We start from the raw sequence: 25,793 nt of genomic DNA, 5'->3' as shown, positions 1-25,793 counted from the left end.
TGCCGATCGTGTCCCACATCCGGTGCGCCCAGCCGTCGAACGCGGTCCGGCTCTCCGGCGTGCTGAGGTCACCGAACTGGGCCAGCTGCGCCGTCTCGATGATCGGGCGGCCGAACTCCTTGTTGAACGCCCGCGCGACCTTCTCGACGCCGTGCCGCTGGATCATCGCGGCGACGTCGGCGGTCCTGGTGTCGAGCACGACCGAGGCCCGCAGCAGGTCGAGACCCGCCTGGGACTGCACGTACCTGCCGGCGTCGGAGGCCAGCGCCGCCTGCACCTGCTTGGCGAGCGGCGAGGCGTTCGTCATCGCGTCCGTCGTCAACGCCGCGAGGTGGCTCGCCACCACGACGTCCGGCACGCTCCTGGGCGCCTCCGTGCCGGCGTCGGAGGTGTTACCGGCCTCGGCAGAGGGCGCGTTGGGCGGTTGCGGTGCCGAACGGGTCTGCGCGTCGGAGCCGGTCGCGGAGACCATGCCCTGCTCCTGCAGCTCCGCCGTCAGCTCGGCGATCTTCGCGTCGGTGAGCGCGACCTCCAGCGCGTCCCCGAGAACCCCGCGGTTGTCCGTGACGGCCTGCGTGAACACCTCCGGGCTGACGACCTGGCGCGGCGGGATGATCTGCGCGTTGCCGAGGACCGTCTGGACCCACATCGCCTGGTCGTCGAGGTCCGTGCCCCAGACCGGGGTGTCACCGATGGCCTCGGTGAGCGCCGGCGGCGGCACGATCTCGGCGAGAGCGGCCTCCTGGACCATGTTGAACCCGCGGTTGTAGCCCTTGTCGTGGTTGAACAGGTCCGCGACTTTGTCCACGTCGGCCTTCAGGGCGTCGGACTCCCTGACGGTGTTCCACAGCTGGTGCGCCCAGTCGTCGAACTTGGCGCGGTTGCCCGGGTCGCCCAGGTCGGCGAACTGCGCGAGCTGCGCGCCCTCGATGTAGGGCCGGTCGAACGCCTTGTTGAACGACGCCGCGACCTCGTCCACGCCGTGCGTCGCGATCAGCTCGGCGATCTGGTCGGTCCTGGTGTCGAGGACGACCGAGGCGTGCAGCAGGTGCAGGCCCGCCTCGGACTGCACGAACCTGCCCGGGTCGCCCTCCAGCCTGCTCTCGACGGACTTCGCGAAGTCCGGGGCGTTCGCCATCGCGTCCGCCGTCAGCGCCTCGAGCCGGTCGTCGACCTCGGTCGGCGCCGGGGCATCGGCCGGCTCGTCCACAGTGGACGGGGCGGGAGGCGGCGGCGCCGGACGCGTCTGCACGTCCTCGTCCGGCGGGGCCGCGCCGGCCGCCGCGGGGGGGGGCGGGGGCCGGGGCCCCGGGGGGGCGGCCGGGGGCGGGGGGGGGCGGGGGGGGCGCCGGCCGCGACGGCCCGCCCGCGGCCGGCGCGGCCCCGCCGCACGCCTCGGCGGGGGGCGCGGACCTGGACACCGGGGGAGCGGGCGGAGCCGGCGGAGCGGCCGACGTGGTGGTCGTCGCCGGCGCGGTGTTGAAGTCGGCGATCTTCTGGTCGACCACCGCCTTCTTCTCCCACCACTCCTGCTGCTTCAGGTCGGCCGCCCTGCGCGCGTCGTTCAGCTTCGTCTCGGCGGCCCTCACGAGGGCCTCCTGCTCCGCGCGGGCGGTGGCGATCCGCTCCGCGGCCTGGTCGTGCGCGGCCTTGGCGGCGAGGCGGTCGGCGCGAGCCTGCGCCTCGACCTGCTCCTGCGCGACGACGTCCGCACGCCGGGCGGTCGCTTCCGCCCGGAGACCACCGATCGCGGCGTTGGCGGCGTCCAGCTCGTGCTGGGCCTCCTGCATCGCGGTCTGCGTGCCGGTGAACGCGGTCTCCGCCGTCCTCAGCGCGGCCTCGGCGTCCGCGTGCGCCTGGCGCGCGGTCTCGACCTGCTCCCGCAGTGCCGTGTCGTCCGGCGCCGCGGCGAGCCGGTCCTCCAGCCCCTCCAGCGTCTTCGCCTTGGCCTCGACGTCCGACTTCGCGTCGTCCAGTTCGAACCGCGCGGTCATCGCGAGTGCCCCGAGGCCACCGACCTTCGGGGACAGCTCGTTGATCGCGTCGAGGGTGCGCGCGGCCGCCAGGCGAGCGGTCTCCGCCTTGGCCTCCAGGTCCGCGAGCGTCGCCTGCTCGGTGAGGTGGGCCTCGATCGCGTTGTTGTAGTCGATCTGGACCGGGGTGAAAGCGAAGTCGTTCCTGGCGAGCACCGCGGCCGAGTTGTTGATCACCTGCTGCGCGGCGTGCCGCTGGGCGTCGACCTCGACCTCGGCGGTGCGCCAGGCGTCCGCGGCCGACTTGACCTCGGTCTGGGCGGTCGTCAGCTCCTCGGTGACGTTCTTCTGCAGCACGGTCTGCGCGTCCGCGACGGGCATGCGGACCGCGGCCGAGTTCGGCACGGAGAGGTCGACGACGGCCGTCCTGCCGCCGATCGTCGCGACCACGCGGTACTCGACGCCGAACTGCACCAGGCCGGTCGTGGCCTTCGGCTTGAGGTTGTTGACCTTGTTGTCGGTCTGGCCACCGGAGTTCGCCGTCGAGTCCTCGGCGGCGTGCCGGAGCTCGACGCCGCTCACCGCGACCGCGACGTTGTCACGGGGGTCGGTGTTCTGCTTGATGCCCGCGCCACCGGTCGCGAGACCGACGGACACGTCACCGCTCTCGGTGACCTTCGAGTCCGTGCTGGTCGAGGTGACCTGCGACTTCGGGTTCTCCAGCGCCACACCGTCGCTGAGCGCGCCCAGCGACGGGTCGACCAGCTTGGCGTAGACCTTGACGTCCGCGTCCTGCCCGAACGTCAGCGCGGCCTCGTGCAGGCCCGGCACGCTCAGCGGGCCGGACAGCATCGACGGCAGGTGCGGCTGCAGGTTCTCCGGGCTCAGCGTGGACAGCAGGCTGTTGAGCGAGCCCGTGCCCTTGCCGGTGAGGCCCTTGCCCGCGCCCGCTTCCTTGAGCGCGTCGATCGCCGCCGCGCGCAGGTCCTGGGCACCTCGCAGGTTCTCCACCGACGCGCCCGCCGGGAGGGCGGGGGTGCTGCCCCGGCGCCAGTCCGTGACGGCCTGCGGGGTGGCCTGGTCGGCGCCTCGCGACTGCTGGTCCTTGGAGTACGGCTGCGGTGCGGTCCCGCCACCGACCTTCTGGTTGTCCGCGTGCAGCCGGACGGTCATCTCCTGCAGGCCGCTCCCGGCCTTCGCGATCTCCTTGTCGCCCTTCTCGACGACGAGCTCGAACTCGATCGGCACGGTGTAGCGCGCCGCCGGTCCGCTGCCCGCCCGGAAGCTCGCGAACTGGTCCGTCGTCGAGGTGCTGACCCCGCTGCTGGTCGACTGGCCGATGTTCGCCGCCGCCATCACGCCGGCGGTACCGGAGACGTTCGGGTTGGCGCTGCCGGGCGCGGCGAGCCCCGGTGCCTTCAGCCCGAGTGCCCAGCCCGTGCCGCGGCCCTGGCCGTCGGTCACCTTGTGCGAGCCGGAGATCGTCGACTCCATCTCGACGCCGTCGTTGACGACGTTCTGGAACTGCGGCGTGTCCGCCTTGGCCCGCAACGTGACCTGGTAGGAGTCCTTGCCGAACGTGCCGGGCTGGTGCACCAGCAGCGGCACACCGCCGTCCAGCGCACTGTCGATCATCGCCTTGACGCTGGCCGGCGAGCTGAAGTCGACCAGGCGCTGCAGGTTGCTCATCGAGTCGTCGAGCACCGAGTCGGGCAGCAGCGAACCGCCGAAGCGCTTCGCCGTCTTCGTGCCGACCTCCTCCGACAGCTTGGCGACCACGCCGGACAGGTCCGGCACGCTCTCCACCGTGGACAGACCGAGCGCACCCGGCTCGCCCTTCGCCACCGTCGCGGGCGGCGCCATCTGCGGGAAGTCCGGCTTGTCCACGTTCGGCTGCACGTCGGGCAACAGGCCCATGTCCCGCGCGACGTCCTCGGTCACCCGCACGAACACGGAGTTCGGCAGGGTCACGGTGGCGCCCTCGGACCTGGGCGTGCCGCCGTGCAGGAAGTTGGCCGCCCGGCTCTCGCCGACCACGGTGACGTCGGCGTCGAGCTGCACCAGCACGGTGCGGCCGCCCGCGGGCGTCACGTAGTTGCGGTCGTGGCTGCCGCCGACCTCCTTGGCCGACGACTTCGAGTCCGACCACGGCGTGACCTTGCCGGCCACCGCGACGCCACCGGCACCGCTGGCGGGCGTGGGCTCACCGGCGGGCGGAGCGGGGTCGTTCGGCTTGATCGGCACGTTGATGCCGCCGGTGATGTCGACCGCCCTGCCGGTGGACGACGACTGGGCCGCCTTGTAGCCACCGGTGCTGGCGTTCTCGGTGGCGGTGTTGTCCGAGATCGACACGATCTTCGGGTTGCTCAGCCCGAACTTCACGCCGATCGCGCCGGTGCGGTCGGTGACGCGGCGGTCGTACTTGAGGCCCTGCTCCTGCACGCCGGTCTCGGTCAGCGTGCGGAGGTTCGCCTTGATGTTCTCCGGGGAGAACATCTTGTCGATCTGCGCGCGCGACGCGGTGCCCGGCACGGTGAGCGCCGAGTCGCCGCCCGCCGCGCGGTTGAGCGCACTGATCGCCTGGTCCCGCAGCGCGGTCGTGTTCGCCACGGCCTCCACGTGCAGGAAGTCCGGCGCCTTCTCCCCGGTCCTGGTGCTCAGGAGCTTCTTGACCGACGGCGCGTCCTTCAGCGTCCTCAGCTCCGGCGTGCCGGGCTCGAAACCCTTGCCGGGGTCGGCGTCCAAAGTGGAGCTGTCGGACACCCAGAGGTTGACCTCGCCCTTGATGGGCTCGAGCTTGCCGTCGCCGGTCTTCGCGACCGTGGTCTGCTGCGGCGCGTGGAACCCGGGAGCACCGGGCACGATCCGCCGAACCCAGGCCCGCGGCCGGGTGAACGTGGTGATCTCGACCTCGAACTCGACGTCACCGCGGAACACCTGGGCGTTCGGGCTGCCGACGCTGAGAGAGGTGGTGTTGACCGTGGGACCGGCGGTGGTCTTGTCGGTCCACGAGTGGTTGTACTTGACACCCGCCTGCGGGGTCGGCGTCAGCTTGGCGACGCTGGTCTGGCCGGGGATCGCGACCTTGCCCTCGACACCACCGCTCCAGCCCTTGGTGGTGCTGGAGGAGCTGTCGAGCTTCGGTCCGGTCGACGACGCGTCGCGGACGTTGCGCGCGTCGGCCTGCCCGAGGTGCTTCGGGTCGGAGACCTTGGCCTTGACCGTGATGTTGACGTAGGTGTTGGTGGACTTGCTGCTGTTCTTCAGCTGCACCTGGACGCCCGGACCCATGAGGCTGTCCATGTTGGTCCGCAGGGCGGCGGGGGACAGCTGCGAGGTGAGCCTGCGCTGGTTCGCGAGCTGCTCGGCGACGTCGGCGAAGTTCTTGCCCTTGCTGCTGCGCGGGTTCGCGGTGGTGTCGTTCCAGTTCGGCAGGAACTTGGCGAGACCGGGGACGTCCCGCAGCGCGTCCTCGACCTGCGTCTGGACCTCCGAGGCGACCTCGAACTCGCCGACCTTGGCGTTGCCCGCGGCGATCGCGTCACCCAGGTAGGGCGGCGGGAACTTCGTGCCCTTGTTCGACTCGTCGACGATCGTGGCGCGGGTGCCGTCCGGGGTCGGCAGGCCCATCTGACCCGCCTCGGGCAGGCCGACACGCAGGTACGTCGTGACCGGCACCTGGACGGTCTTGCCGCTCGGCGTGCGGACCTCGACCTCGGCGGTCACCTTGTACAGGCCCGTGTCGCCCTTGAGCTGGATGCCGCTCTTGTGCGCGGTGTTGATGCCCGCGTTCACGTTCTCCGCGGTGCGGGCGGAGTAGCCGGCCGTGACGCCGGCCTGGCCGCCCACCACGTTCGGCAGACCGGCGTTGAAGCCGACCCCGGCGGTGATGTCACCGCCGGACTTGGTCGTCGAGGACACACCACTGCTGTGCGCGGAGGTCTCGTGCAGGCGGAGCTGCCCGGTGTCGAGCGTGCCGACGAGCTGCGCGGTCCGCAGCGTCGCCTTCATCTGCACCGCGGCGCCCTTGCTGGCGTGCGGGCTGATCAGGTCCGGCGACGTCACGTAGGCGCCACCGAGCATCGCGCCGAGGTTGTTGCGGATCTCGGTGGGGCTCAGGAAGTTCTGCAGCGCCTCGCGGCCGGGCGAGCCGATCTTGACGATCGACGGGTGGAGCTCGCGCGCCACCTCGGTGAACGCCCTCGCGGGGTTGTCGACCGTCACCGCCTCGGGTGCGGGGTGTTCGAGCTTGGCGCCCCACCTGGCGACCGACGGGGTGACTTCGGCGGACGTGTTGCCCGAGTTCGTGATCTTGGCCAGGTCGTTCGGGATCTGCAGCGTCACGTCGGTGCCGGTGCTGACCGAGGCGACGGGCCTGATCCCGCCGCTCGCGTCGGCCAGGGTGATGTCGTAGGTGACGTTCACCGTGGCCTGCGTCGACCCCTCGCCGGCGCGGATGATCCGCTGGTCGGTGAGCGACGACGACATGCCCTGCGACTGGGCCGGCGTGGCGAGCTGCGCCTTGCCGCCGAGCGAGCCGTACGGGCCGAGCCCGGCGCTGGCCGAGGCCGCGCCGCCGACGTCGTTGGCCGTGGCGACGGTGTGCGTGGCCGAGGACGAGTTGCCCGACTGGGCGGTCGCGTCGACCTTGACGCCCGGCGCCTCCACGGGGGCGACGTCCGTCTGCGCCTGCATGGTGGCGCGGATGTTGGCCTCGTACCAGGTGTTGCCGATCTTGACCTGGAAGTTGCGGCCCTTGTCCAGGAACGACTCGAAGTCGCCCTTGATCGCCTGCTGGATGCGGGCGGCGTCGGCGGGCTTCAGGCCGTCGATGGCGCCGGTGACGTTCTCGGCGCCCCGGACGTCCGTCGGCGCGATCGTACCCAGCGCCTTGTTGTCCTGGAAGAAGCCCGGCAGTGCCTGCGTGCCCGGCATGACCTGGCCGACGCCCTGCGGCGCGATCACGGTCATCGGGATGACCGGGTTCGGCGTGGGAGACGGCGGTGCGGGCCGCGTCGGCGCGTCGGACTCGGGTTCGGTCCACGCCGGGGCGTCCTGAGTGGACGGCGGCGCCTGCCGCGTCGGCGAGTCGTCGACGTCCATCGCGTCGGGGTCGTGCGGCGTGAAGGTCGACTTGCCGTTCGGGTTCGGCTCGGCCTTCAGGTGCAGCTCGGGCCCGGACGAGTCGCCGGTGAACGGCTGCAGGGTCGTCGGCGTCTCGCCGGGACGGTGGATGACCACCGGCCGGTCGAGCTGGGTGGCCAGCAGGTGACCGGCCAGGTCCTCCGCCGCACGGGCCTTGACGTTGTCGGCGGCCTTCGCGTCCGCGTCGGCCTTGTCCTGCGCGGCGCGCTCCTGGGCGTCCAGCTCCTGACCGGGCGTGCCGGTGTTGTCGACCGGGACGTGGGTGTTGCCGTCCTTCGGCTTGAAGCTGTCCGGAAGGGGCGTCCTGGGCGCCGGGCCGGGTTCGACGAACGCGTTGACCAGGTGGCCGTTCTCCAGGCCGTGCTGCTGCCGGTACCGCGCGATCTTCGTGGTGACGTCGGCAGACGCGGCCGCGCCTTGGTCGATCGTCTGCCGGCGCAGGTCGGCCGCCGTCTGGACGTCGCCTTCCGAGGCCAGCGCCCGCTGTGCCGCGTCGAACAGGCCGTTCGGGCGCGGTGCGGACGCGTACGGCAGGACGCCGTGCTCCAGCATGCCGAACGTGCGCGTGACGTTGCTGTTGTTGTCCGACAACGCCAGGCCGACCATCGCGGCCATCTTCTGCTGCTTGGTCGTGGCGTCGATCGGGGGCAGGGCGGCTTCCTTGGCCGCCTTCTCCGCCTTCTTGAGCGCGGCCTTGGCCTTCTTGTCGAGGTCCTGGTCCGCGGCCGGCTTGGCCCTGCCCTTGCCCTTCTTGTCAGCAGAAGTGGAGGGCGCGGAAGCCGGCTTCGGCGGCTTGGGCGGCAGGCCCGAGTCGATGCCGGCGTGACCGATGCCCCACTTCATGTCGGTCGAGATCGCCTGGTTGAGCGTGTTCTTGTCCTGCCAGCCGAGCTTGCGCGCGTCCGCGTCAGATGGCCGCCAGCCGCCCTGGGTGGACTCGAGCTTCTGGCGTCCCGTCGCCGGGTCGTCGGTGTAGGTGTGCTGCTTGACCTGCTCGGGCTCGCGTTCGGTGTGCCGCTTGTTCTGGAAGTCCTTGCGGATCGACGCGGGCGAGGTGCCTTCCTTGGCCGCCTTCGCCTCGACGCTGGTCTCGCCGCCGAAGAACCGGTTCGGGACGTTGGCGATGTCGACGTGCGACTGGGGCCACCAGGTGCCCTTGTCCTTCGCGAAGCCGAGCGCGAGACGGGACAGGTCCGTGCCGACCGCGCCGCCCACGAAGTCGTTCGAGAAGTTCTCGCCGCGGAACGGGTTGCGGTTGTTGGCGGCGTCGACCGCGGCACCGGACTTGACGTCCTCGATCCGGGTGCCGGTGTCGGGCTGCGACACGGACTTCGCGGCGTGGATCTCGAAGATCTCGGCGGCCGCGAACTCGTTCATCGACTTGCCGAGCCCGTTGAACTCCGAGTCCTCCTTGCTGAACTTCACCGACGGGTCGACCAGCGGGACGACGGCGTCGACGAACAGGTTCGGCTCGGGGGAGTACGGCAGCAACGGGTGCACGTCGGCCTGCCGGACCCGCGCGTCCATGTCGTCGCGCATGGCCTGCTCGAACTTCGCGACGAACTCGGGATCGGCGAGCTGGGCCTTCGCGGTCTCCAGCTCCTCCAGCTTGGCGTCGATGTCCTTCTGCCGCTTGTCGAGCGACTCCTGGGCCTTCTTGAGCTTCTCGCCGGTGAGCTTGTGCTTGCCGCTGTCGACCTTGGCGCGGTCGCCGTTCAGCTTCTTCTGCTCGGCGTCGAGCGCCTTCGTCTCCTTCTGGATCCGTTCCTCGACCGCCGGGATGAGTGCGTCGGGGTCGCCGACCCGGTAGCCGCCCGCGTACATCAGGGGGCGGATCGGGCCGATCTCCGGCGAGCTCATCGAGTCCGCGAAGTGGTTGAAGACGTCCTTGTCGTTGCCGGTCACGAGGCGTGAGCCGGTGTCGAAGTCCTGGATCGAGATGTACGGGTGCGTGTCCTTGCCGAGCATCGCGCCGACGGCGAACTTGTTGGCGGTGCTGTTCATCGTGTTGTTGCGCATGTCCCCGTACGGGAACTTGGCCTTCGGGGCCGACGGCGCGGGCGGCAGCTGCACCAGGGCGATCGGCTCCGCGCGGCCGGCGATCTTGGTGTTGGCGTCCGCGATGGCCTGTTCGAGGGCGGCGTTGTCGGCGGGCTTGCCGTTCACGCCGACCACGAACACCATGTTCTGCTTCAGGTCCCCGGCGTCCTTGGTGATCGACTCGATGACCGCGTCGATGCCGTTGACCGGGTCGTTCAGCTGTCCGTGCCCGACGATCATGTTGACCACGAACGACGGCGGCTTGTTCTGGTTGATGCTCTGGTAGAGCTTGCCGATGTGCTCCTGCCTGCTGGGGAGCGGGACGGCGTGCTCGGCCAGCTTCGCGAACGCCTGGTTGTACTTGAAGTCGACCTGGCCCAGCGACATCGCACCGAGCGTCGCGGTCAGGTTCTCGACGTCCGCGGTGGACGGACCGGCCACGTTGCCCGGGTCGAACTCGGGACCGTCGTGCTTCGTCCTCTTGGTCTGCGGCTGGGTGTCCTGCTCGACGTCACTGTCGAGGTCGCTGAGGTCGCTGTCGCTGTCCACCGGGCGCTCGACGCGCTTCGGCTGGGGGCGCGTGTCGCCGTCGGGCGTCGAACCCGGCGTGGTGGACGGCGGCGCGGTGGCCGGTCCGGGCGTGTCCAGCCTGGTGTCGGGCACCATGACCTGGCTGTTGGCGGTGCGCTCGACCAGCCACAGGTGCCGCGGCCGCAGGCCGGGCTCCTTGCCGTGGACATCGGCGCCCATCATGCCGCCGTCGTCCTTGTGCACGCCCGAGTTCGTGTCGTGCTGCTGGAACACCCGCGACTTGTCGCTGTACTCGTCCGGGATGCCGAGGTAGTGCAGCGTCTCGTGGGCGAGGACCTCGGGGCTGGTGTTCGGGTTCCAGTGCGTCTGGTCGACGTTGGGGTTCTTCGGGTCGATCTTGATGCTGGTGTGGGCGTCGGCCTTGTTGTCGGTGAACTCCAGGTTCAGGTGGAACTGGTCACCGCTCGGGAGCCGGTAGCCCTGGTTCAGCAGGGAGTCGACGCCCTTGGTGGCGTTCTCCTTGACCTGTGCGACGACCTCCGAGTGGACCTTCGCGGCGGGGTCGACGTGCACCTTGACGGTGTACTCCTGCACGAAGTTGCCGGGGCTGGTCTCGATGCGGCGCAGGTCGTAGTTGATGAGGCCCTTGTAGGACTTCAGGTTCGAGGGCGTGCTGTCGGTGCGGACGTCGTGCACGACGACGTCGACGGTGCGGACGTTCGCGCCGGCCCTGCGGTCGGCCCACGTGCTCGGGTCGGCCGGCTTGCTCGGCGCGAACCAGTCGGCGGTCTTCGCGGGGTCGTGCCGCCACGACTCGTCGGTCAGGACGTCCTTGCCCCGGTGCGACTCCGGGGTCGGCGGGGTCGCCCTCGGCGGCGCGCCACCACTCTTGATCTTCGGCGCGTCGCCGCGAGGGGCGGGCGCCGGGGGAGCGGACGGCGCGGCGGACGGCGCGGGACGGGACGAGCTCGCCTCGGCGCCACTCCTGCTGGTCTCCGCCGCGGACGACTCCTGCGGCAGGGGCCTCTGGCCGACGTCCGGGGTCGCCGTCGAGGTGGTCGTGGTCGTGGTCGGCGCGGGCGGCGCCGGCGGGGTGTTCGCCGTGGTGTTGAACGCGTCGACCTCGTTGTCCACCTGGGCCTTGGCGTCCCACCACAGCTTCTGCTTGGCGTCCGCGTCGCGCCGGGCGGCGTCGAGCCTGGTCTCCGCGTCCTTGATCGCCTTCTCCGCGGCCGTCTGCTCGTCCACGAGCTTCTGGCGCGCGTCCTCGGCGGCGGCGCGGGCGGCATCGGCCTGGGCCGCGGCCTCCTTCGGCCCCTGGAGCGCGGTGTGGGCGTCCGCGGCGGCCTGACGCCGGACGTCGAGTTCCGCACGCGCGTCGGCGATCTGCTGCTGCACGTCGGTCAACGCGGCGTGCGCCGCGTCGGCCTCCTGCGTGAGCCGGTCGATCTCGGCCTGCGGAGCGCCGTCGGCCCGCGCGTCGTTCACCGCGTTGTCGGCGACCTGCGCGTCCTGGCTCAGCGACACGGCCTGTGCGTTGAGGTCCTTGATCTGGGCACGGGTCTGGCCCGCGTCCCTGATCGCGTTGTCGAACGCCGTCTGGAAGGGCGTGACCCTGGCCTCGGCGTCGAGGTGCGCGTCGATCGCCGTGTTCAGCTTCGTCGACGCGTCGCCCAGAGGCCCGTCGGTCCGCGCCAGCACGGCCGCGGCCTCGTTGATCCTGTCCTGGGCGTCGTGGCGGGCCTTCTCGACGTCCTTCTCCGCGGTCCGCCAGTCGTCGGCCGCCTTCTTGACGTCGGCCTGGGCGTCCTTGAGCGAGTCGCTGAACTGCTGGTTCAGCATGGTCTCGACCTCGGTGGCGGGCATCCGCACACCGGCCGAGTTCGGCACGGACAGGTCGACGACGGAGGTCTTGCCGCCGATCGTCGCGACCACGCGGTACTCGACGTCGAACTGCACGAGACCGGTGCGGGAGGTGTCCTTGGGCTTGACGGCGCCGCCCTCGGCCTGCGCCGGACCACCGGACACCGCGGAGGAGTCCTCACCGGCGTGCCGCAGTTCGACACCGCCGGTGCCGAAGTTGACGGTGTCCTTCGGGTCGGTGCTCTGCTTGACCGCCGCGCTGCCCTGCGCGAGACCGACCGACACGTCGGCGGTCTCGGACACCTTGGCCTCGCTGGAGGTCTCGGTGGTCTTCGTGGTGAGCGGGGTCTCGATCTTGACGTCGTCGCTGAGCGAGCCCAGCTGCGGGTTGACGAGCTTCGCGTAGACCTTGACGTCGGCGTCCTGCCCGAACGTCAGCGCCGCTTCCTTCAGGCCCGGCACCTCGAGAGGGCCGGACAGCATCGACGGCAGGTGCGGCTGGAGGTTCTCCGGGCTCAGCGTCGAGAACAGGCTGTTGAGAGAGCCCGTGCCCTTGCCGGTCAGGCCCTTGCCCGCACCGGCGTCCGTCATCGCCTTCACCGCGGCGTCGCGCAGGTCCTTGGCACCGCGCAGGTTCTCCACCGACGCGGTCGGCGGCAGCTGCGAGGCACGGGTGTCCTGCTGGAAGGTGGCCGCGGCCTCTGGGGTGCCGAACTCGCCGCCGCGCTTGCTGGCGGCGGACATGTACGGCTGCGGATTCCCGTGACCGGTGGTCGGCTGGGAGATCTTCTGGTTGTCCGCGTGGGTGCGGACCTTCATCTCCTGCGGGCCGCTCTCCGCCTTCGCGACCTGCTTGGTGCCCTTCTCGACGACGAGCTCGAACTCGACCGGCACGGTGTACCGCGCCGCGGGGCCGCTGGCCGTGCGGGTCTGGCTGAACGCCTCGCTGGTCGAGGTGGTGACCGAACTGCTCGTGCTCCCACCGATGTTCGCGCCCGCACTGACACCCGCGGTGCCCGAGACGTTCGGGTTCGCGCTGCCCGGCGAGGCCAGGCCCGGCGCGCGCACGCCGACGCCCCAGCCGGTGCCGCGGCCCTGGCCGTCGCTGTCCTTGCGGGAGCCGCCGACGTTGTGCGACATGTCGACGCCGTCGTTGACGACCTGGTCGAACTGCGGCGTGCCCGCCTTGGCCCGCAACGTGACGTGGTAGGAGTCCTTGCCGAACGTACCGGGCTGGTGCACCAGCAGCGGCACACCGCCGTCCAGCGCACTGTCGATCATCGCCTTCACGCTCGACGGCGAGTTGAGGTCGACGATGCGCTGCAGGTTGCTCATCGAGTCCTTGAGGACCGAGTCCGGGATCAGCGGGTCGCTGCCGAACTTCTTGGTCTTCGCGGACAGCTCGGTGGTGAGGTCGTTGACCACACCGGAGAGGTCCGGCACCGACTCCACGTTGGACAGACCGAGCGCGCCGGGCTCGTCGGGCGCCACCGTCGACGGCGGAGCCATCTTCGGGAAGTCGGGCTTCGGCACGCTCGACTCGACCTTGGGCAACGCGCCCAGCTCGCGCGCGACGTCCTCGGACACCCGCACGAACACCGACTTCGGCATGTTCACCGTGACGCCCTCGGCGTTCGGCGTGCCTCCGTGCAGGAAGTTCCCGGCGCGGCTCTCACCGACGATGGTGAACTCGGCGTCGACCTGGATCAGCACGGTCCGCGCCTCGCCGGGCGTGGTCCGGCCGCGGTCGACGGTGCCGCCGATCTCGTTCGACGTGGTCTTGCTGTCCGACCACGGCGTGATCTTGCCGGTGACCGCGGCACCGCCCGAGCCACTGGGCTGCGACGGGGTGCCGGCGGGCGGCGGGGTGACGTTGGGGCGCACCGGGACGTTGATGCCCGCGGTGAGGTCCACCGACCGGCTGGTCGTGGACGACTCACCGGCCTTGTACCCGCCGCTGACCGAGTTGTCCGAGCCGGTGGTGTCCGAAATGGACACCAGCTTCGCCTCGCCCAGCTTCACCGACATGCCGATGGCACCGGACCGGTCGGTGACGCGCCGGTCGTACTTCAGGCCCTGCTCCTGCACGCCGGTCTCGATGAGCCGCTGCAGGTTCGCCTTGATGTTCTCCGGGGCGAACATCTTGTCGATCTGGGCGCGCGACGCGGTGCCCGGCACGGTGAGCGCCGAGTCGCCCTTCGCGGCGCGGTTGAGCGCGTCGATCGCCTGGTCCCGCAACGCGGTCGTGTTCGCGACCGCCTCCACGTTGAGGAACTCCGGCGACTTCGGCCGAGCCTGTTCGGGGTTCAGCAGGTCCTTGACGGTCGGCGAGTTCTCGAGCTGCTTCGGCTCGGGGTCACCGGGCTTGAAGCCGTCGCCGGGGTTGTTGTCCAGGGTGGCGCTGTCCGACACCCACAGGTTGACCTTGCCGTCGATCTTGTCGAGGCCCGCGCCGGTCTTGGCGACCGTCGTCACCTCCGGCGAGTGGAAGCCGGGCGCCCCGGGCACGATCGTGCGGACCCACGTGCGGGGCCGCGTGAAGGTCGTGATCTCGACCTCGAACTCCACGTCGTTGGAGAAGACCTGGGAGTCCGGGCTGCCGGCGTGGGACGACGTGGTGGAGACCGCCGGGCCGGCCGAGGTCTTGTCCGTCCACGAGTGGTTGTAGGAGACACCGGCCTGCGGCATCGGGGTGAGCGAGGCGACGCCGGTCTTGACCGGGATGTTCGCCCTGCCCTGCACGCCACCGGTCCAGCCCTTGGTGGTGCTGGTGTTGGCGTCGAGCTTCGGGCCGGTCGTCGTCGAGTCGCTGACCGAGTGCGCGTCGGCCTGGCCGAGGTGCTTCGGGTTGCTGATCTTGGCCTTGACCGTGACGTTCACGTAGGTGTTCGTCGTCTTGCCGGAATTCTTGAGCTGCACCGAGACGCCCGGACCGAGCAGGCTGTCCATGTTCGCCTTGAGCGCGGCGGGGGACAGCGTCGCCGTGATCTTGCGCTGGTTCGCGAGCTGCTCGGCGACGTCCGCGAAGCCCTGGCCCTTGCTGCTGCGCGGGTTCGCGTCCGGGTTGTTCCACTGCGGCAGGAACTTCTCGAAGCCGGGCAGCTCCCGCAGCTTGCCCTCGACCTGGCTCTGCACCTTGGTCGCCGGCGTGAACTCGCCGACCTTGGCGTTGCCGGCGGCGAGCGTGTCGGCGACGAACGGCGGCAGGAACTTCTTGTCCGCCGTGGCGGGGTCGGTCGTGCTGTTCCTGGTGCCCTCGGGCGTGGGCAGACCCACGGCGCCGGCCTCGCCCAGGCCCATGCGCATGTGCGTGGTGACGTCCATCTTCACGCTGTCGCCGGCGGGGGTGCGGACCTCGACCTCGGCCGTGACCTCGTACAGGCCCGTCTCGGACTTCACGCCGATGCCGGACTTGTGGCTGCTGCTCGACCCGGCGTTCACGCCCTCCGCGGTGCGCGTGGAGTAGGTCGCGGTGGCACCGACCGTGCCGCCGACCTGGCCGGGCACACCGATGTTGCCGCCGAGCCCGGCGGTGACGTCGAACCCGGTCTTGGTGGTCGCGGACACACTGCTGCCCCAGGCGGAGGTGTCCTTGAGGTCCAGGGCGGCCTGGTCGCTCGTGCCGACCAGCTTCGCGTCCTTCAGCGTCGCGGTCATCTGCACCGCGCCGCCCTTGCTGGCGTGCGGGCTGATCAGGTCGGGCGACGTGACGTACCCGCCGAGCATCGACGGCAGGTTGTTGCGGATCGAGGTGGGGCTCAGGAAGTTCTGCAGCGCCTCGCGGCCGGGCGAGCCGATCTTCGTGATCGACGGGTGCAGCTTCCCCGCGACCTCCGAGAACGCCTTGCCGGAGTCCTTGACCACCACCGCTTCCGGCACCGCGTTCTCGACCTTGGTGCCCCACGCCGGGTCCTTCGGCGGGGTCATCGCCGAGGACTTGCCGGAGTCGACGATCTTGGTCAGGTCCGTCGGGACCTGCAGCGTCACCGGACCGCCGTCGACCGTGGCGGGCGGCTTGACGTTGCCGTTCGCATCGGTGAGCGTGATCTCGTAGGAGACCGGGACGGTGACCTTCTTGGAGCCGTCGTCTGAGCCCTTGATCGCGCGCTGCTCGGTGATCGAGTTGCTGGTGGCCTGCGAGACCGCGGGCGTCGCGAGCGCCGCCTTGCCGCCAAGCGAGCCGTACGGGCCCATCGGGACACCGGCCGTCGCCGAGGCGCCGACGTCGTTGGACGTGGAGATGCTGTTCGTGGTGCCCGTGGCCGCGGCGGCCTGGTAGTTCTTGTCCACCTTGGTGTCGGCCGCGTCGGTCACGGTCGTGGTGGCGTCCGCGTGCATCTCGGCGCGGATGTTCGCCTCGAACCAGGTGCCGCCGATCTTCACCTGGAAGTTGCGGCCACCGCCGAGGAACGTCTCGAAGTCGTTCTCGATCGCGTTCTTGATGCGGGCCTGGTCGTTCGGCTTGAGGCCTTGGATCTCGCCCACGACCGCGTCCGCGCCGGGGACCTGCGTCGGCGTGATCGACCCGAGCGCCTTGTTGTCCTGGAAGAAGCTCGGCAGGTTCGTGTCCGGCACCTGGCCGACCGGCTGCGGCGCCACGGTGGTCATCGGGATGACCGGGTTCGCCGTCGGCTTCGGCGGCGCGGGACGGGTCTCGACCTCGGGGGCCGAACGCGTGTCCGTGCCGGTGTTCTGGTTCGTGCCGGCGTTGGTGTTCGCAGGCGGGGCCGGCTGCGGTGCCGGACGGGTCTGGCGCGTGTCGGTGTCCACCGAACGGTCGGCGACCGGCGCGGGCCTGCTCTTCGACGAGCCGGGCTGGGCCGGCGGCACGTGCGGGCTGTACTTCGTCCTGCCGTTCGGCTGGGGCTCCGCCTTGAGGTGGATCGGCTGGCCCGGCTTCGCGGTCTTGGGCGCCTTGGGGTCGGGTTTGGCCAGGGTCGCGGGCTTCGGCCGTTCGACGAACGGGTCGTGCTGCGTGAACGTGCCGTCGGGGTGGTGGAACACGACGGGACGTTTGAGCTCCGTCGCGAGCACGCGTGCGGCGAGCTCCTCGGCCTTGGCGGCGACCTCGTTGTCGGCCACCTTGGCCGCTTCGGTCGCGGCCTTCTCCTTCGCCTGCTCGTCCGCGGTGAGCTTCGTGCCCTCCGTGCCCCTGTTGTCGACCTTCACCTCGCCGCTGTTCGGCTGGTACTTCGGGTCGATGTCGACGGTCGGCGTCGGGCCGGGCTCGGCGAACGCGTTGACCAGGTGGCCGCCCTGGATTTTGTGCTGCTGCCGGAACTCCGCGATCTGGGCGGTGATGTCCGGCGACGCCGTGGCGGCCTTCTCCGCCGTCCTGCCGCGGAGGTCCTGCGGCGGCGGTGCGGGCTTGCCGGTCGCCTTGCTCCTACCGGGTGCCGGCTTCGGGCTCAGTGCGTCGTGGACGGCCTGGAACATGCCGTCCGGGCGCGGGTCGCCCGCGATCGGCAGGATCTGGTGCTGCAGCGCGCCGAACGTGCGCTGCACGTTCGCGTTGTTCTCCGACATGGCGGCGTCGAGCGCCGTGGCCATCTTGTGGTGCTTGGTGTCCGGGTCGACGTCCTCGGTCGGCGTCGTGTCGTCCGCGGTCTCGTCGACGTCGCTCGCGTCGTCGTCGATGTCGGCGTCCTCGTCGACGTCCACGTCGTTGTCGGCGTCGGCGTCCTGCATCTCGACGTCGGCGCCGGCGCTGCCCGGAACGGGAGAGGTGCTCTGGGGATCGATGCCGTGGTAGCCGATGCCACCGGGCAGCGGCGCTGAGACCGCCTTGTTGAGGGTGTTCTTCTCCTGCCAGCCGAGCTTCGTCGCGTCCTCGACGGTCGGGCTCCACTCGGTGCCGATCGTCGTGACCTCGCCGGTCTCGGGATCGAACTGCGTGCCGTGGATCTGGGCGGCCTCGCGCTGGTCGTTGGGCTTGCCGCTGAACTCCTTGCGGATCGTCGCGAGGCTGGCGTCCGCCTTGGCCGCCTTCGACGCCTTCGGGGTGTCACCACCGAAGAGCCGGTTCGGGACGCCCTTCATGTCGACGTGCGACTGCGGCCAGGACTTGCCCTCGGTCTTCGCGAACCCGAGCGCGAGGCGGGACAGGTCGGTCGCGACCGCGCCGTCGACGAAGTCGTTCTTGAACGTCTCGCCGCGGTACGGGTTGCTGTTGGTCTGGGCCTGGACGTTGATCGCGCCGTCGATGACCTCTTGCGAGGCGTTGTCCTTGAACGTCGGGTCCGACGCCGCCGCGTTCTCGTTGGCGTTGATCTCGTCGGTGAGCCTCTTGAACTCCTGCAACTCGCGCTGCGTCGGCTCTCGGCCCTCGGCCTTGGCGTCGTTGACGAGCTGGAGGCGCGCGTCCTTGAGGGCCTGGTTGGGGTCCGGCTTGGCGAACGCGTTGTTGTTGATGTCGGCGAGTTCCTTGCCCGCGAAGTCGTTCATCGACTTGCCGAGGCCGTTGTACTCCGCCTCGCCCGGGCTGAACTTCACGTTCGGGTCGACCAGCGGGACGGCCGCGTCGATGAACAGGTTCGGCTCAGGGCCGTAGGGCAGCATCGGGTTGGTGTTGCCCTGCCGCACGCGGGCGTCCATGTCGTTCTTCATGGCCTGCTCGAAGCGCTGCGCGAAGTCCGGCTGCTTGATCTGGAACTCGGCCTTGGCGAGGTCCTTCTCGAGCTTGGTCTTCTTCTTGCCCTTGAGCTCGGGCAGGTCGTTCTCGCGCTGCTTCTTGATGCGCGCCTCGACGTCCTTGACCAGCACCTGCGGGTCGCCCACGCGGTAGCCGCCGGTGTACATCAGCGGACGCATCGGACCCGCGTCGGTGTTCATCGAGTTGGCGACGTGGTTGAAGATGTCGGTCTTGCCGTCGGCGACGCGCCGCGAGCCCGTGTCGAAGTCCTGAATGGACAGGTACGGGTGGGTGTCCTTGCCCGCCATCGCGCCGACCGCGAACTTGTTGGCGTCGCTGGTCATGGTCTGGTTGCGCATGTCGCCGAACGGGAACTTGCCCGTGGCGGGCACCTCCAGCGGCACCAGCGCGATCGGCTCCGACCGCCCAGCGATCTTCGAGTTGGCCTCGTTGATGGCCGCGTTCATCGCATCGATGTCAGCGGCTTTGCCGTTGACGCCGATGACGAAGACCATGTTGTCCTTGTGCTTGCCCGCGTCCTTGGTGATCGCGTCGATGACGCTGTTGATGTCGGCGGCGGGGTTGTTCGGGTCGGGGTGGTTCAGCGACCCGTGGCCGACGATCATGTTGACCACGAACGACGGCGGCTTGTTGTTCTCGACGCTGTCCTTGAGCTTGCCGAGGTAGGTGTCCCTGGTGGGGACGTCGATCGTGCCTTCGCCGAGTTTCCTGAACGCGTCGTTGTACCTGGTGTTCGGGTCGATCTGGTCGAGCGTCATGTTGCCCATTTGCTCGGCGAGCGCGTCGACCTGGGAGTCGGTGGTGTTGTCGACCTCCATCGCCGCTTCGCCGTCCACAGTGGACGGACCGGCTTCCGGCTGGACCTCGGTGTGCGGCTTCTTGGTCGTCCGCTCGTCGGCCGCGGGGACGTTCGCGCCGCCCTCGTCCTCACGGGAGCGCTTCGTCGGTGCGGGCCGAGAGTCGGTGTCGGACTTCGGCTCAGCCTTGGTGTCGGACTTCGTGTCCGCGTTCGGGTCGGTCTTGGTGTCCGCGTCCGTGCCGGTGTTCGTGCCGGGCGGCGTCGTGGCGGGCGGCGTCGTGGTGGGGCTGGGCGTGTCCAGCCTGGTGTCGTGCACCACGGTCTGGTTGTGGGCGGTGTTCTCGATCAGCCACAGGTGCCGCGGCCGCAGACCGGGGTCCTTGCTCTTGTCGAGGACGTCGGCGCCCATCATGCCGCCGTCGTTCTGGTGCACACCGGAGTTGGTGTCGTGCTGCTGGAAGACGCGCGACGTGTCCTTGTACTCGTCCGGGATGCCGAGGTAGTGCAGCGTCTCGTGGGCGAGGACCTCGGGGGACGCGTTCGGGTTGAAGTTGTCCTGGTCGGTGTTCGTCTTGCTGTCGCCCACCGTGACCTGGGCGTGCGCGTCGGCCTTGTTGTCGGTGAACTCGACGTTGACGTGGAACTGGTCGCCGCTGGGCATGCGGTGGCCCTGGTTCAGCAGCGAGTCGACGCCCTGGGTGACCTTGGCCTTGAGGTCCTCGACGACCTTCGGGTCCGTGTTCGCACCCGGATCGAGGTGCATCTTGACCGTGTACTCCTGCACGAAGTTGCCAGGGGAGGTCTCGATGCGGCGCAGGTCGTACCTGACGATGCCCTTGTAGGAGTCGACGTTCGACGGGGTGCTGTTCGTCTTGACGTCGGCGACCTCGGTGTCGACCTTGCCGACGTGCGCGTCGGCCCTGCGGTCGGCCCACGTGCTCGGGTCGGCCGGATCCTTCGGTGCGAACCAGTCCGCGGTCTTCGCCGGGTCGTGCCGCCACGACTCGTCGGTGAGGACGTCCTTGCCCTGGTGGTTCGGCGCGTCCAGCTTGGGCGGCGCGCCACCGCTCTTGATCTTCGGCGGTACGTCGGTCTTCGGCGCCGGCGCGGGAGGCGCCGGGGGAGCGGGCGGCGCCGGGGGAGCGGGCGGCGGGGTGTTCGCGGGCGGGGCGCCGCGGCTGCCCTGGGTGTCCTGGCTGGTACCCGGAGCGTTGGTGCCGGTGTTCGTGTCGGCCTGGATGTCGGTGGAGTCGTCGACGACGGGCTCGGTGAGCATGCCCCACTCGGCGAGCTCGTCCTTGATCTCCTGGATCTTGGCGTCGCTGATCGGACCGAGGACGGTTTCCAGCGTGTGCTTGGTCTCCGGGTTCGAGACGACGTCGACGAACGTGTCCGTGTCGACGGCCTTGTCCTTCGGGACGAGCCCGGCGTTGCCGAGGACGTCGAGCATCCAGGTGCCCTGGGACATCGGGTCGGCGGCCGGCGCGGGCTTCGACTCGACCTCGGTGGACAGCTGTGGGCCGTCCGGGTTGAGCATCGCCTGGAGGGCGGCGTCCTGCGCGAAGTTGGTCGCGCGGTTGTAGCCCTTCTCGTGGTCGAAGATCTCCGACGCGAGGGCGTTGGGGTCGTTGTCGTACTTGGGCGTGTTGTCGATCGTGGCCCAGAGGTTGTGCGCCCAGCTCTCGAAGTTCTGCTTGCCGTTCTTCGGGTCGTTGAACGCGTCGATCTGGGTGCCCTCGATGATCGGGCGGTTGAACTGCTGGCGGAACGCCTCCGCGACGTTCGCCGCGCCGTGCTGCTCGATCATCGCGGAGATCTCCGCGGTCCTCGTGTCGAGCACGACCGACGAGCGCAGCAGGTCGAGGCCTGCCTCGTTGTAGACGAACGTGCCGGGGTTGTTCTCGAGCGCGGCCTCGACGTCCATGGCCTTCGGGCTCGCGTTCTCCATCGCGTCCGTGGTCAGGTCGTCGAGCTGCGACTTGATCTCGGCGACGACCTCCGGGTCGATTCCGGTGTCGGCGTCGGCGTCCGTCGCCGCGTCGGAGTCCTTGTCCCCGTTGCCGCTGTCCTTGTCCCCGTTGTCCTTCGAGTCGTTGCCGGCGTCGTTGTCCGCGGGCGGAGGCGGCGGTGCGTCGTCACCGCGCCCGCGTCCGTTGCCCTGGTCGCCGGTGTCCCTGCTCGAACCGTCCTTGCCCGAACCGCCCTTGTCGTTGCCGTCGGTGTTGCCGGGCGACGAAGGTGCGGGCCGGGTGTTGTCCTTGGTGCCGCCGTCCTTGGGGTCGTTGCCCCTGGAGCCGTCGTCCTTCGGGTTGTCCTTGCCGTTGCCCGAATCGGGACCGTCGTCGTTGCCCTTGTCGTTCCCGCTGCCGTTGTCGGCGGTCTCCGGCTTCGGCTGCGGGTTGTTCTCCGCGACGGCGTCCTTCAGCACGTCCCAGGCCGGCGTGACGCCGGGTTCGACGTCGTGGTGCTTGTGGGGGCGGTCCTGCTGGAACGTGTCCGGGTTCTGGTCGAGGATCTTGTACGACCCGTGCTCGGCGAAGTCGTCGAACGCCTCGTTGCGGAACGCGTCGCCCAGCGGGTGCCTGAAGGGGATCTCGTGCGTCTCGATGCTGTCGCGGAAGTCCTGGCGAGCGTCCGCGCGGCCGGTGCCGTCGATGTACTGCTCGTAGAGGCCCTGGAACCTCGACCCCGGCTGCGCCGCGGCGTTGATCGTCTTGCTGATGTCGTTGCGGTTGGTCGCCTCGTGGATCGCGAACGCCTGCACGTGGGCGTCCGACCCGTTGTTGATCATGTGCTGCTGCAGCTGGCTCTGCGCCGACACCAGGGACAGACCGCCCTGCGTGTAGTCGATCAGCAGCACGTCCTTGCCGGGGGGCAGGTCTCCCAGGAACTCGTTGAAGTGCTGGTCCAGCATGTCCTGTTGCTGGTCGGTCATCGGCTCGGTCTTGGGCTTGCCGTCAGGACCGTTGTACGCCGGGGCGAGGATCGAGTTCGGGTCTGAGGGCAGCGGCCGGAAGTTCGACAGCGGGATGGACACCGCGTCGTGGCCCTGGTTCTGCAGCGCGGCGACCACGGCGGCCGGGCTGCGGCCCAGGCCGACGTAGTTGAACTGCTCCGGCGGGTACTTGTTCGTGATGTCGGTGGCGAGGTCGTTCACCGCGTTCAGCACGTTCTGCTGTGCCTGGATGTTCTGCTCGGCCGCGACGCCCTGCATCTCGCTGCGGAAGTCCGCGGCGTTGTCGACGCCGTACACCTCGGGCTTGCGGTTGCCGCCGCCCAGGCCGGCGTCGTAGAGCAACGGGTGGATCGCCGCCTCGACACTGGTGCGCGGCGGCACGGTGACGCCGTTGTCCGCCAGCCACTGCTTGGCCATGTACGGCGTCAGACCGACCGTGGTGTTCTCGTCGACCCTGATGCTGACGAACTCCGACGCCGGGTTCGGCCCGTGCTTGAGGTCGCCGTTCGCGTCCGGCCAGTAGCCCGAGTCGTTCTTCGGGTCCTCGGCGCGGTAGCTGTTCACGCGCTGCTCGACGGTCTGGAACTCCACGGCGTCCTCGTACACCGAGTCGGTGTCGCTGTCCGTGTCGTTGTTCGTGTTGGTGCCGGACCGCGGGCCCTGGGGGTTGGGCGAGGCCGGGTTCGGCGTCGGCACGACGACCGGCGCCACGACGAGGCCGGGCGCGGGGTTGGGGTTCGCCGTGGTGTTCGGGTTCGGCGCGGCGCCGGCGGGCGGCTGGGGAGCCGGCCGCGTCTTGACGCTCGGGTCGCCGGGGCTCGGCGTGTTGGTGGGCGGGACGTCGGCGTTGGGGCTGGTGACCGGCGGCGCCGGGCGCGTCTGCGCGGGCGGCTGCGTGGCCGTGTCCGGGGTGGGCTTCGGCTGGACCGGGGGAGCGCTGGTCTCGGGCTTCGGCGTGTTCGCCGCGGGAACGGCGGTGTCCGGCTTCGGCGACGGCGCGTTCGCGGGCGGCACGTTCGTCGCCGGGGCGGGCGGCGGCGTGTTCGCCGGCGGGACCGTGGTCTCGGGCCTGGGGGCGGGGTTCGGGTTCGGGTTCGGCGAGGTGTTGGCGGGCGGGACGTTCGCCTCAGGCCGCGGCGACGGCACGGTGGCAGGCGGCGTCGCGGCGTTCGGCGGCGGGGTGTTCGCCGGAGGCGTGTTGGCCGGCGGGGTGTTGACCGGCGGTGCGCTGGCTGACGGGGTGTTGGTCTGCGGGTTGCTGGCCGGCGGGGTGTTGGCCGGTGGTGCGCTGATCGGCGGGGTGTTGACCGGCGGGGCGCTCACAGGCGGAGCGCTCACAGGCGGCGCCGGACGCGTCTGAGCGGGTGGGGCGTCGGCGCGCGGCGGCTGTGCGGACGGAGTCGTCTCGGGACGGGGAGACGGGGTGTTCGCCGGTGGGACGTTGGTCGCCGGGTTCGGCGAGGGTGCGTTGGCCGGCGGCGTGTTCGTCGTCGGGTTGGCCGGGGGCGTGCTGACGTTCGGGGCCGGGGACGGCGTGTTGACCGGCGGCACGGTGGTGGGCGGCGCGGGGCGCGTCTGAGCGGGTGGTGCGTCGGCGCGCGGTGGCTGTGCCGACGGAGTCGTCTCCGTGCGCGGAGACGGGGTGTTCGCCGGCGGGACGTTGGTCGCCGGGGCGGGGGAAGGCGCGTTGGCCGGGGGCGTGTTCGCCGCCGGGGCGGCCGGAGGTGTGTTCGCCGCCGGGGCGGGCGACGGGGTGGTGACCGGCGGGGTGGTGACCGGCGGTGCCGGGCGGGTCTGCGCGGGTGGTGCGTCGGCGCGCGGTGGCTGTGCCGACGGCGTCGTGTCCTGGCGCGGAGACGGTGCGCTCGTGTTCGGTGCGTTCGTGTTCGGCGCGTTCGTGTTCGGCGCGGGCGACGGCACCGGTGGTGCGGTGGGGGCCGGGCGCGACTGTGCGGGCGGCGGCACGTTCGCCGCCGGAGGCGGTGTCGACACCGGCGGCGTGCCCGGCTTGGACTGGGCGGGCGGCGCGGTGTTCGGCGTGGCCGCCGGGGGAGCTGTGGCGGCCGGGGGAGTGGTCGCGGCCGGAGGCGGGACGAGCGGGGTGGGCTTCGGCGCGGGAGGGGGCGTCGAAGGTGTCGTGGCAGGCGGGGCCTTGGTGATGGTGCTGTCCGGCGTGGGGGGCTTGGGTGCGTCGAACACGCCCTTCGCGCCGCCGCCGGCAGGGGTGAACTTGCTGCCGCCGCGTTCGCCACCGGTCGCGCCGGGAGTCGCTCCCGGTGCCATCGGCGGTGCCATGCCGGGCGCCATGCCCGGAGGCGTGGCGCCGCCGCGCGACGGTGACGTCGCCGCGTTCTGCGAACCGGGAGCGGTCGTGGAGGTCTGGGTGCCGGCCGCGCCGCCGGGGGTGCCGGGGCCGTTGTAGCCCGGCGCCGTCGGCGTGAAGGACGCGGGGCCCTTGCCACCGCCGCCGGGAGGGGTCGCGCCGACGCCGCCGGGCGTGCTGGGGGTCGCGCCACCCTTGGCGCCGCCGCCGGGAGGAGTCGCGCCGACGCCGCCGGGCGTGCCGGGGGTCGCGCCGCCCTTGCCGCCGGGACCGTTGTACCCCGGTGCCGTGGGCGTGAACGCGGCCGGGCTCTTGACACCGGGGGTGGACCCGGTGCCGCCCTTTCCGCCGGCGGTGTTGCCGGGAGGGGTGTAACCGGGCGCGGTCGGGGTGAAGGACGCGGGACCCTTCGCGCCGCCGCCGGGAGTGGACCCGGTGCCGCCCTTGCCGCCGGCGGCGTTGCTGGGAGGGGTGTAACCGGGCGCGGTCGGGGTGAAGGACGCGGGGCCCTTGGCGCCGCCGCCGGGAGTGGTCCCGGTGCCGCCCCTGGTGGTCGGAACCGGTCCGGCCGCGGGGCCACCCGGCGTGTTCACGCCGGTGCTCACACCGCCGCCGGTACCGCCCTTGGTGGTGGGCACGGGTCCGACCGCGGGACCGCCCGGGGTCTTGACACCCGGCGTGGTGCTGCCGCCCTTGCCGCCGGCGTTGCCAGGGGCGGTGTAGCCGGGTGCGGTGGGGCTGAAGGGCGCGGGGCTCTTGGCGCCGCCACCGGGCGTGCTGCCGCCGCCCTGGGTGGTGGGCACGGGTCCGACGGCGCCGCCGCCGGGTCCCTTCCCGCCGCCGGTCGAGTTGACGCCTCCGCCCTGCGTGTTGGCGACGGTGCTGGCTTTGCCGCCGCCGGGTCCGGTCACGCCGGTCGAGTTGACGCCTCCACCCTTGGTGTTGGTGACCGTGCTGGCTTTGCCGCCGCCGGGTCCCGTCGCACCGGTCGAGTTGACGCCTCCGCCCTGCGTGTTGGCGACGGTGCTGGCTTTGCCGCCGCCGGGTCCCGTCACGCCGGTCGAGTTGACGCCTCCGCCCTGCGTGTTCTTCACGCCGGTCGCCGGGTCGATCGACTTCATGTTGTTCTGGTTGGTCGTGTCGACCTGCGTGGCCGTCTGGTGCGTGGCCCTGAGGTTGGCCTGGACGTCGGTGAACGCCTTGGCGCCCCGGTCGGCCTGGGAGACCGCGTTGTCGTTCGACGAGTTGAGCGCCGGCACCGCGAACAGGCCGATGGGGCCGAGTGCGTTGCCGCTGAAGTTCAGGCCGCGCAGGCCGGACGAGATGCTCGACAGCCGGGACCCCAGGTCACCCGCCTTGCTCTGCAACCCCTGCATCGAGGAGTCGTTCATGGAGAAACCGCTGTTGCCGGTGGGGCCGCCTCCGCCCGTTCCGCTCGTGGGCGGCGCCGAGGGGGGAGGGTTCGCTCCCGGGTTCGACGACGGGTTCGGGTTGACGTTCCCCTTGGCCAT

Annotated in this window: 1 protein-coding gene; it reads right to left on the bottom strand. The window is 70.9% G+C overall.

Annotated features, from left to right (window positions below; all coding sequences use genetic code 11):
• Nucleotides 1-686: 686 nt before the first annotated feature.
• A complete protein-coding gene (locus tag ORI60_RS02260; protein WP_266033415.1) occupies nt 687-25,793 on the bottom strand; it encodes a hypothetical protein in 25,107 nt (8,368 codons plus the stop codon).

It is taken from the genome of Lentzea sp. NEAU-D7, assembly GCF_026242055.1.
Classification (GTDB): Bacteria; Actinomycetota; Actinomycetes; order Mycobacteriales; family Pseudonocardiaceae; genus Lentzea.
Note: the sequence above shows the minus strand (reverse complement) of the source record. Positions and strands in the feature narration are given on the sequence as shown.

Excerpts from the sequence above, each read along its gene's own strand:
- ORI60_RS02260 (WP_266033415.1), bottom strand. The coding sequence starts at position 25,793 with ATGGCCAAGGGGAACGTCAACCCGAACCCGTCGTCGAACCCGGGAGCG.